This is a genomic window from Spirillospora sp. NPDC047418 (assembly GCF_040643275.1).
GTDB lineage: Bacteria > Actinomycetota > Actinomycetes > Streptosporangiales > Streptosporangiaceae > Spirillospora.
In genome coordinates, this window is sequence record NZ_JBEYTW010000166.1 from 1 (window position 1) to 9,102 (window position 9,102).

9 protein-coding genes are annotated in these 9,102 nt (G+C 74.7%); 7 read left to right on the forward strand and 2 right to left on the reverse strand.

The window, feature by feature from the left end; all coding sequences use genetic code 11:
- The first annotated feature begins 105 nt into the window (after positions 1 to 105).
- From ABZ806_RS44095 to ABZ806_RS44105, 3 genes are read left to right on the forward strand one after another with little or no spacing between them, the layout of a single operon-like run.
- Positions 106 to 867, forward strand: a complete 762-nt coding sequence (locus ABZ806_RS44095; RefSeq protein ID WP_500225794.1) for an MnhB domain-containing protein — start codon at positions 106 to 108, stop codon at positions 865 to 867.
- Positions 864 to 1,217 (forward strand): sodium:proton antiporter, encoded by a 354-nt coding sequence (locus tag ABZ806_RS44100; protein ID WP_500225795.1) that lies wholly within the window; start codon positions 864 to 866, stop codon positions 1,215 to 1,217. Before ABZ806_RS44095 ends, ABZ806_RS44100 begins: the two co-directional genes overlap by 4 nt.
- On the forward strand, positions 1,214 to 3,034 hold the full coding sequence (locus ABZ806_RS44105) for a complex I subunit 5 family protein (RefSeq protein WP_500225797.1): 1,821 nt from the start codon (positions 1,214 to 1,216) through the stop codon (positions 3,032 to 3,034). The genes ABZ806_RS44100 and ABZ806_RS44105 overlap by 4 nt, the downstream gene beginning before the upstream one ends.
- A 254-nt stretch (positions 3,035 to 3,288) precedes the next feature.
- Here ABZ806_RS44105 and ABZ806_RS44110 read toward each other — a convergent pair whose 3' ends face one another.
- Both ABZ806_RS44110 and ABZ806_RS44115 read right to left on the reverse strand, forming a co-directional pair.
- On the reverse strand, positions 3,289 to 3,924 hold the full coding sequence (locus ABZ806_RS44110) for a hemerythrin domain-containing protein (RefSeq protein ID WP_500225800.1): 636 nt from the start codon (positions 3,922 to 3,924) through the stop codon (positions 3,289 to 3,291).
- 207 nt (positions 3,925 to 4,131) lie between these two features.
- Positions 4,132 to 4,632 carry a MarR family winged helix-turn-helix transcriptional regulator gene (locus tag ABZ806_RS44115; protein WP_500225804.1) on the reverse strand — a complete coding sequence of 167 codons (501 nt, stop codon included), beginning with the start codon at positions 4,630 to 4,632 and terminating at the stop codon, positions 4,132 to 4,134.
- Between the two features lie 106 nt (positions 4,633 to 4,738).
- Here ABZ806_RS44115 and ABZ806_RS44120 point away from each other — a divergent pair, with 106 nt between their 5' ends.
- The 4 genes from ABZ806_RS44120 to ABZ806_RS44135 all read left to right on the forward strand — a co-directional run bounded on the left by ABZ806_RS44120 (position 4,739) and on the right by ABZ806_RS44135 (position 9,051).
- The gene (locus ABZ806_RS44120; RefSeq protein ID WP_500225806.1) at positions 4,739 to 5,224 is read left to right on the forward strand and encodes a helix-turn-helix transcriptional regulator; all 486 of its coding nucleotides are present in this window, start codon (positions 4,739 to 4,741) and stop codon (positions 5,222 to 5,224) included.
- Between the two features lie 205 nt (positions 5,225 to 5,429).
- Complete coding sequence (locus ABZ806_RS44125) at positions 5,430 to 7,820, forward strand: ATP-binding cassette domain-containing protein (RefSeq protein WP_500225807.1); 2,391 nt, start codon at positions 5,430 to 5,432, stop codon at positions 7,818 to 7,820.
- Between the two features lie 150 nt (positions 7,821 to 7,970).
- The gene (locus ABZ806_RS44130) at positions 7,971 to 8,135 is read left to right on the forward strand and encodes a hypothetical protein (protein ID WP_500225808.1); all 165 of its coding nucleotides are present in this window, start codon (positions 7,971 to 7,973) and stop codon (positions 8,133 to 8,135) included.
- 352 nt (positions 8,136 to 8,487) lie between these two features.
- Positions 8,488 to 9,051: a DUF1062 domain-containing protein gene (locus ABZ806_RS44135; RefSeq protein ID WP_500225809.1), complete on the forward strand. Its 564-nt coding sequence runs from the start codon at positions 8,488 to 8,490 to the stop codon at positions 9,049 to 9,051.
- Positions 9,052 to 9,102 lie beyond the last annotated feature (51 nt).

Below are 9,102 nucleotides of genomic sequence, written 5' to 3' on the forward strand. Positions count from 1 at the left end.
GGCCCTGCACGCCACCCGCCGCCACCGCGACGGCGGCGGCCGGGCCGGCGGCGGGGGCGGCGGAGACGAGGGCGAGCGCCGCCCCGGCCCCGGGGAGGCGCGCCGGTGAGGCCGTCGCCCCGCCTCCTGCTGTTCGCCGCCGGCGCCGCCGGGACCGCCGCGCTGTTCACCGCCGGGGTCCTCGGCCTGCCCGGTTTCGGCGGCGGCGGGCACCCCTACGCCGACCGGGCCGTGCGGCACGCCGTCCAGCAGGGCACCCCCAACGCCGTCGCGTCGGTCACCTTCGACCAGCGCGCCTTCGACACCCTCGGCGAGGAGCTGATCCTACTGTCGGCCGCGCTCGGCGCCGTGGTGCTGCTGCGCGCCGTGGACGGCGAGCGGGAGGACGCCGGCGGCGCGCACCGGCACGGGCCCGCCGAGGTGCCGGACGCGCTGCGGATCGCCGGGCACCTGCTGCTGCCGCCGACCCTGCTCGTCGGCGTCTACATCGTCGCGCACGGCCACCAGTCCCCCGGCGGCGGCTTCCAGGGCGGCGTCGTCCTTGGCACCGCCGTCCACCTGCTCTACCTGGCCGGGGACTACCCGGCGCTGCAGCGGCTGCGGCCCCTTCCGCTGGTGGAGTCCGCCGAGGCCGCCGCGGCCGCCGCGTTCGTGCTGCCGGCGCTGGGCGCCGCCGGGCAGGCCGCGACCGGCCGCGTCCCCGCGCTCAACGCCGCCGTCGGCGTGGAGGTCGGCTGCGCCCTGGTCCTGCTCATCGGCAAGTTCTTCGACCAGGCCCTCCTCCTCCGCGAGACCGGCCCCGGAACCGGCGACGAGACCGGCGGCGGAACCGGCCGTCGAGAGGGCCGCGCCGGGGGGTCCCCGTGAGCGTGCTGCCCTACCTGACCGCCGGCTGGATCATGCTCGCGGGCCTCTACGGGATCGTCACCAGCCGCGACCTGATCCACGCCGTGGTGTGCCTGTCGGTCACCCAGTCCGGCACCTACGTGCTGCTGCTGGCCATCGGCCACCGCTACGGGGCGACCGCGCCGGTGTTCTCCGACCGGCCGCCGCCGCCCGCCGGGCCGCCCGTCACCGACCCCGTCGTCCAGGCCATGGCCCTCACCGACATCGTCGTCGGCGCCACCGTCACCGCGCTGCTGCTCGCCCTGGCCGTGCAGGTCGCCAGGCGGCGCGGCACCCTGGACCCCGGCGCGCTGCGCTCCCTCGAATCGTGATCCTGCAGGCCACGATCGCGCTGCCGGTCCTGGTCGCGGCGCTGCTGGCCGCCGCCGGGCGGTGGCTGCCGCGGCCGGCCGTGGACACCGCCGCGCTGCTCACCGCCGCCGCCGTCACCGCCCTCACCGCCCGCACCCTCGCCCGCTCCGGCCACGACCCGCAGGTCGCCTGGCTCGGCGGCTGGGGCCCCGGCACCGGCGTCGGTATCCCGCTGGCGGCCGACCCCCTCGCCGCCGGGCTCGCCTGCGTCACCGCAGCCCTCACCCTCGCCGCGCTGGCGTTCTCCTGGCGGTACTTCACCGAGATCCAGGCGATCTTCCACGCGCTGGTCCTGCTGTTCCTGGCGTCGATGTGCGCGTTCGTGTACGCCGGGGACCTGTTCGACGCGTTCGTGTTCTTCGAGCTGATGAGCGTGGTGGCGTTCGCGCTGACCGGATACCGGTCCGAGGAGCCCGCGACCGTCCACGGCGCCTTGAACTTCGGGATCGTCCAGTCGATCGGCGCGTACCTGTCCCTCGCCGGGATCGCGCTGCTGTACGGGCGCACCGGGCAGCTCGGCCTGGCCGCCATCGGACGCCACCTCACCGGCGCCGGCACCCCCGCCGGGGACGGGTCCGGGGACGCGCTCGTCACCGCCGCGTTCGTGCTGGTCTGCACCGGCTACCTGGTCAAGGCCGCCGCCGTCCCCTTCCACTTCTGGCTCGCCGACGCCCACGCCGTCGCGCCCACCCCCGTGTGCGTGCTGTTCTCCGGCATCATGGTCGAGCTCGGCGTGTACGGGGTGGCGCGGACGTACTGGGCGGTGTTCGCCGGGCTGGTCCCGCTGCGCGCCATCGCCGTCCTGGGCGCCGCCGCCGCGCTGCTCGGCGCCGTGATGTGCGTGCTGCAGCACCACATCAAGCGGCTGCTGGCCTACTCCACCGTCAGCCATGTCGGGTTGATGCTGGTCGGCGTCGCCGCCGGCACGCCCGGCGCGCTCGGCGGCACCGCCTACTACCTGGCTGGGCACGCCGGGGTGAAGGGGGCGCTGTTCCTGGCCGCCGGGGCGCTGCTGAACCGGCACGAGACCGTCGACGCCCGCGAGCTGCGCGGACGCGGCCGCGGTATGCCCGTCACCGGCGCCACGTTCCTGGCGGGGGCGCTGTGCCTGGCCGGGCTGCCGCCGTCGGGGCTGTTCGCCGGGCACGCGGTCACCGAGCACGCCGTCCTGGAACTGGGCTGGTGGTGGTACACGCCGCTGTCGGCCGCCGCGTCCGCGCTCACCGCGGGCGCGGTCCTGCGGGTGTGGCTCACCGTGTGGCGCGGCACCCCCACCGAGCAGGGCTCGGGCTCGGCCGGGGACGGCGGCCACGAGGACCCCGAAACGCCCGGCGGGCTGCGGTCGGTCCCGTGGACGATGGTGCTGCCGGGGGTGGCGCTGCTCGCGGCCGGGGCGGTGGCCGGGCTGATGCCCGGCGGCCCGGTCGCCGCCGCCGCGCACATGTTCGCCGACCGGGGCGCCTACGCCGGGCTCGTCCTGGACGGCGCCGTCGCGCACCCGCACGCGCCGCCCGCCGACCCGTGGACCCTGCCCGGCTTCGCCGGGTCCGCCGGCACGCTGCTGCTGGCCGCGGCGATCGCCGCCTCGGGCGTCCGGCGCCCCGCCGCCGCCCGCCTCCGCGCGGCGGTGCGGACCGGCGGCGCCCGGGCCCTGGGGCGCGCCGCGGACGCCGTCACGGCGCGGCTGCACGCGCTGCACTCGGGGCACGTCGGCGACTACGCGGCCTGGCTCACCGCCGGCGTCGCCGTCCTGGCCCTGCTCACCACCCGCTTCTAACTCACCCCCGACCGCCGACGCCCGCCATCGACGCCCGCCGCCGGCGCACGTCTCAGGTGCCCCGGGTCAGCGCCCGGGTCGGGCGCCCCGCGTCAAGGCGGCCCGCGTCAAGGCGCTCCACGCCAGACGCTCCACGCCAGACGCTCCAGGCCAGGCCAGGTGCCTTCACGTCAGGTGCCCCGCGTCAGGTGCCCCGCGTCAGGTGCCCCGCGTCAGGTGCCCCGCGTCAGGTGCCCCGCGTCAGGTGCCCCGCGTCAGGTGCTCCACAGGCGGCGCTTGCGGTAGCGGGGCTCCCACATCACCCGGTTGCGCTCGCGGACCGGGCCGGGCAGCGACGTCAGGAACCGGCTGCGCGCCACCGGCGCGATCCCGTCCACGACCCACGGGACGAACAGCGGCGCGCCGGCCCCGCAGCGGCGCTCGGCCTCGGCGGCCAGCTCCTGCCACCGCGCCGCCTCCAGCACCGACTCGGCCAGCGGCAGCGCCGTCGCCTCCTCGTGCCGCAGGTGCGCCTCCAGCACGTCCCGCAGCGCCGCCACCGCCGCCACGGCCTCGCCGCCGGCCCCGGCCGCCAGCGCCGCGTCGACGCGGGCCGACGGCGGCGCGACCCGGGCGTGCTCGGCGCGCATCTCCGCCAGCACGGCCAGCTCCACCGGGCGGCCCGCCACCGCGCGCTCCACCCGCGGCCACAGCAGCCGGTCCTCCAGGTCGTGGTGCATGCGCAGCTGGTCCTTGAGGTTGTCCCAGCCCGCGCGCACGTGCGCGGCGCCGCCCTTGCCCGCCGCCACCGCCGCCGCGAGCCGGTCCAGGTCCCGGCGGAACGCGTCGTGCGGGGCGTACAGGAGGGCGCGGCAGGTCGTGTCGCGTGCCCGTCCAACGAAAACTCCCATGCCCACAGGACGTCGCGGGCCTCCCGGGATGTGACGTGCCGCGAGGGGAGGAGACCGGTTTCACACACCGGGGGCCGGGCCTCGACCGCCATCTCCAGGTGGTGGGTTGGACATCATGCCGGGGACGTTGCCGAACGGGGCGGCCGCCGCTGTAGGAGCCGCCCGGGTCGGCGGGTGGAGGGCGCCGGTCCAGGGGTGGTCCGGCGATCAGTCCAGGGTGGTGTCGCCGAGCGACTCCAGCAGTGTGCGCAGTGCCCCGGCCAGCCGCTCGCGGGCCGCCGGGTCCAGCGCGGCCAGCAGCCGGTCCTCGTTGGCGGCGTGCAGGCCGACAAGGTCGTCCACCGTCCGCAGGCCGCGCGGCGTCAGCCGGACCCGCACCGACCGGCGGTCGCCGGTGTCGCGGACCCGCTCGACCAGCCCCTTGGCCTCCAACCGGTCGATCCGGTTGGTGATCGCGCCCGAGGTCACCATCGCGGCGCGCAGCAGCGCCCCCGCCGTCAGCTCGTAGGGGGCGCCGTGGCGGCGCAGCGTCGCCAGGACGTCGAACTCCCAGCTCTCCAGCCCCCGCTCGGCGAAGAAGGCCTTCAGCTCCCGGGCCAGCAGCAGCTCCGCCCGGGATATCCGCCCGATGACGCCCATCGGGGACACGTCCACGTCGGGACGCTCCCGCCCCCACTGCGCCAGGACCGCATCCACCGCGTCCGCCATCGCACCTCCCGGATCATCTCAATGTTGAGATTATCAACGTCCGGGTTCATGGCGTGCCCGGCGGCGCGGCCCCGGGCCGGCGCGGCGGTATGGCACGATTCATAGGGTGAGCAGCAGATCGGACGGGGCCGGCCACCTGCGCGACCTGGCGCGGCTGCGCCGCGTCCGCGACCGGATCGACCGCGAGTACGCCCGGCCGCTGGACGTGGAGGCGCTCGCCCGCGGCGCGCACATGTCCGCCGGGCACCTCAGCCGCCAGTTCCGCCGCGCCTACGGCGAATCCCCCTACGGCTACCTGATGACCCGGCGCATCGAGCGGGCCATGGCGCTGCTGCGCCGCGGCGACCTCACCGTCACCGAGGTCTGCCACGCCGTCGGATGCGCCTCCCCGGGCACGTTCGGCACCCGCTTCACCGAGCTCGTCGGCATGCCGCCCGGCGCCTACCGCCGCGCCGCCGCCGCGGCCGATGCGGCATCTGATGCGGCGTCCGACGTCGGGGGCGCGTCGGGCGTCCCGTCGTGCATCGCCAAGCAGGTGACCAGACCGGTCAGGAATCGAGAAGCGACCGCCGGCCCGCTGCGGCTAGCGTGATCGCCATGGCCGCCCGCCCCGCGTCCTGATACCGGGCGCGGCGCGGCGTCCGGGACATCGGGGACGTCCGGCGGCACGGGGCGACCGCCGCGTCCGGCCCGCGCCCGGACGGGCATACCGGGCATCCAGGGCCGAAGGGGTGGCCCGGAGCTGGTTGGATCGAGCCGGGCGACGTCGACGCAGACACGACACAGATGGAGAAACGATGAGCATGGCCACGGGGACCGGCGCGCAACCGGCCGCGCTGCACGCCGCCGACAGCCACGACCTGATCCGCGTGCACGGGGCGCGCGAGAACAACCTCAAGGACGTCAGCATCGAGATCCCGAAACGCCGGCTGACGGTGTTCACCGGAGTCTCCGGCTCGGGCAAGAGCTCGCTGGTGTTCAACACGATCGCCGCCGAGTCGCAGCGGCTGATCAACGAGACCTACAGCACCTTCGTCCAGGGCTTCATGCCGACGCTCGCGCGGCCCGAGGTCGACGTCCTGGAGGGGCTGACCACCGCGATCATCGTCGACCAGCAGCGGATGGGCGCCGACCCCCGCTCCACCGTCGGCACCGCCACCGACGCCAACGCGATGCTGCGGATCCTGTTCAGCCGGCTCGGCAGGCCCTACGTCGGCCCGGCCAAGGCGTTCTCCTTCAACGTCGCCTCGATCAGCGGGGCCGGCGCGGTCACCATCGAGCGCGGCGGCAAGACGGTCAAGGAGAAGCGCGCCTTCAGCATCACCGGCGGCATGTGCCCGCGCTGCGAGGGCCGCGGCTCGGTCACCGACTTCGACCTGACCGCGCTCTACGACGACGCCAAGTCGCTGCGCGAGGGCGCCCTGACCATCCCCGGCTACAGCATGGACGGCTGGTACGGCCGCATCTTCATGGGCTCGGGCTTCCTGGACCCCGACAAGCCGATCCGCGAGTACTCCGGCACCGAGCTGCACGACCTGCTCCACAAGGAAGCGACGAAGATCAAGGTCGAGGGCATCAACGTCACCTACGAGGGCCTGATCCCGCGGATCCACAAGTCGTTCCTGGCCAAGGACCGGGAGGCGATGCAGCCGCACATCCGCGCGTTCGTGGACCGGGCGATCACCTTCACCACCTGCCCCGACTGCGGCGGCACCCGGCTCACCGAGGCGGCCCGCTCCGCCAAGATCAAGGGGATCAGCATCGCCGACGCCTGCGCGATGCAGATCAGCGACCTGGCCGACTGGGTGCGGGGGCTGGACGAGCCGTCGGTGGCGCCGCTGCTGACCACGCTGCAGCACACCCTCGACTCGTTCGTGGAGATCGGGCTCGGCTACCTCAGCCTGGAGCGCCCGTCGGGCACCCTGTCGGGCGGCGAGGCGCAGCGCACCAAGATGATCCGCCACCTCGGGTCCTCCCTCACCGACGTCACCTACGTCTTCGACGAGCCGACGATCGGGCTGCACCCCCACGACATCCAGCGGATGAACGGCATGCTGCTGCAGCTGCGCGACAAGGGCAACACCGTCCTGGTCGTCGAGCACAAGCCGGAGGCGATCGCGATCGCCGACCACGTCGTCGACCTCGGCCCGCTCGCCGGCACCGGCGGCGGCGAGGTGGTGTTCGAGGGGACCGTCGAGGGACTGCGCGCCAGCGACACCCTCACCGGGCGGCACCTGGACGACCGCGCCTCCCTCAAACCGTCGGTGCGGGCGCCGTCCGGGGCCCTGCGAGTGCGCGGCGCGAGCACCCACAACCTGCAGGACGTCGACGTCGACATCCCCCTCGGTGTGCTCGTCGTCGTCACCGGCGTCGCCGGGTCCGGCAAGAGCTCGCTGATCGGCGGGTCGGTCACCGGACGGGACGAGGTCGTGTCGGTCGACCAGACCGCCATCAAGGGGTCGCGCCGCAGCAACCCCGCCACCTACACCGGGCTGCTCGACCCGGTCCGCAAGGCGTTCGCCAAGGCCAACGGCGTCAAGCCCGCCCTGTTCAGCGCCAACTCCGAGGGCGCCTGCCCCAACTGCAAGGGCGCCGGCGTCGTCTACATGGACCTGGCGATGATGGCGGGCGTCGCCACCACCTGCGAGGAATGCGACGGCAAGCGGTTCCAGGCGGCGGTGCTGGAGCACCACTTCGGCGGCCGCGACATCAGCGAGGTCCTGGCGATGCCGGTCGAGCAGGCCGAGGAGTTCTTCGGCTCCGGCGAGGCCCGGATCCCGGCGGCCCACACCATCCTGCGGCGGATGGCCGACGTCGGGCTCGGCTACCTGCGGCTCGGCCAGCCGCTCACCACCCTGTCCGGCGGCGAGCGGCAGCGCCTCAAGCTGGCCACCCAGATGGGCGGCAAGGGCGGCGTGTACGTCCTGGACGAGCCCACCACGGGCCTGCACCTCGCCGATGTCGAGCAGCTCCTCGGCCTGCTCGACCGGCTCGTCGACTCCGGCAAGTCGGTCATCGTCATCGAGCACCACCAGGCCGTCATGGCGCACGCCGACTGGATCGTCGACCTCGGTCCCGGCGCCGGCCACGACGGCGGCCGGATCGTGTTCCAGGGCACCCCCGCCGACCTGGTCGCCGACCGCTCCACCCTCACCGGCCGGCACCTGGCCGACTACATCGCCACCTGACCGCCGCCCCCGACCGCCCCTCGGGCGCCGCGCACCGGCGGCGTCCGAGGGGGGACCGGCTCGCCCGGCGACGTCCCCCCCGGCCCGGCCGCGAGGAACCGGCGAACGCTCACCCACCTGCACTCATCTGCGCATATAGGGTTGGAGCGCATGGCACCGCGACCCGTCCAGGTGAACTTCAAAGCCCGGGACGACTCGGCCCTGGGCCGGTTCTGGGGCGCGGCGCTCGGCTGGGGCCCGTCCAGCGAGGGACCGGGCGCGACCAACATCGAACCCGTGGGCCTCGACTGGCCGGACCCGACCGCGAAACGGTGAAGTACCGCCGTCGGCCAGGTCGACGTGCCGTGGTTCTGCCTGGCCGACCCGGAGGGCAACGTGTTCCGCGTCCTCGGACGGGGCTGAGGCGGCTCCGGCCGGAAAACCCGTTGAGCGCGCCGTCCGCGTTCCCGTAGGTTGCCTGCGGCCCCGTCACCCGCGAGGACAGAGGACAAGACCGCGTGACCCCGCCTGCTCCGCAGACCTGACACCTTCTTCCGCTCACCTTTAGCCGGCGCTCCCGCCGGCTCCGCCGGGCTGCCCTCGCGCGCCCGGTCGTTCAGCGTTCGAGGCCGCGCGCAATCGGCCTCGTGTCAGGTCCAGAGAGTTCATGTCCTCACAACCTCATACCGTGCTGCGCTGGGTCGTCCGCCGGACCAGGCTGCCGCTGCTGTCGCTGCCGTGCGTCGACTGCCCGGCGGAGTCGGCCACCACCGGCGCCGGCAGGTTCCGCGTCAACGCCAACGGCAAACTGCTGTCGGTGTGGCTGCTGGCCCGCTGCACCGCCTGCGACCGCACCGGCAAGCTCACCGTCCACGAACGGGTGCCGGTCAGATCCTTCGACCCCGCCCTCCTGGACGGCTACCGCGCCAACGATCCCGGCCTGGTGGCGTCCACGCTGCTGGATCCGCTGCTCGCCCGCCGCAACCGCTTCGCCCTGGACTGGACGGGCGCCTGGCGGCTCCACACGCCACCGGCACTGACCGACCAGCCACGTACCGACCAGGCAGGACGGTCATGGCCGGTCCGGGTCGAGGTCGTCTTCGACGACCCGGTGCCGGTACGCCCGGACCGGCTCATCGCCCACGCACTCGAACTCAGCAGAAACGAGGTACTCCGCCGGATCAAATGCGACACCCCGCTGCGCCGTCCGACCAGCACCGGGTTCACCTTCACCGTGATGCCCCGCGACTAGCGGCGGCATGACGGCTGCCCGCGCCGTCCCGGCGGGCCCGCCCGGACGGCC

Excerpts from the sequence above, each read along its gene's own strand:
- ABZ806_RS44110 (WP_500225800.1), bottom strand. The coding sequence starts at position 3,924 with ATGGGAGTTTTCGTTGGACGGGCACGCGACACGACCTGCCGCGCCCTC.
- ABZ806_RS44115 (WP_500225804.1), bottom strand. The coding sequence starts at position 4,632 with ATGGCGGACGCGGTGGATGCGGTCCTGGCGCAGTGGGGGCGGGAGCGT.
- ABZ806_RS44125 (WP_500225807.1), top strand. The coding sequence starts at position 5,430 with ATGAGCATGGCCACGGGGACCGGCGCGCAACCGGCCGCGCTGCACGCC.
- ABZ806_RS44130 (WP_500225808.1), top strand. The coding sequence starts at position 7,971 with ATGGCACCGCGACCCGTCCAGGTGAACTTCAAAGCCCGGGACGACTCG.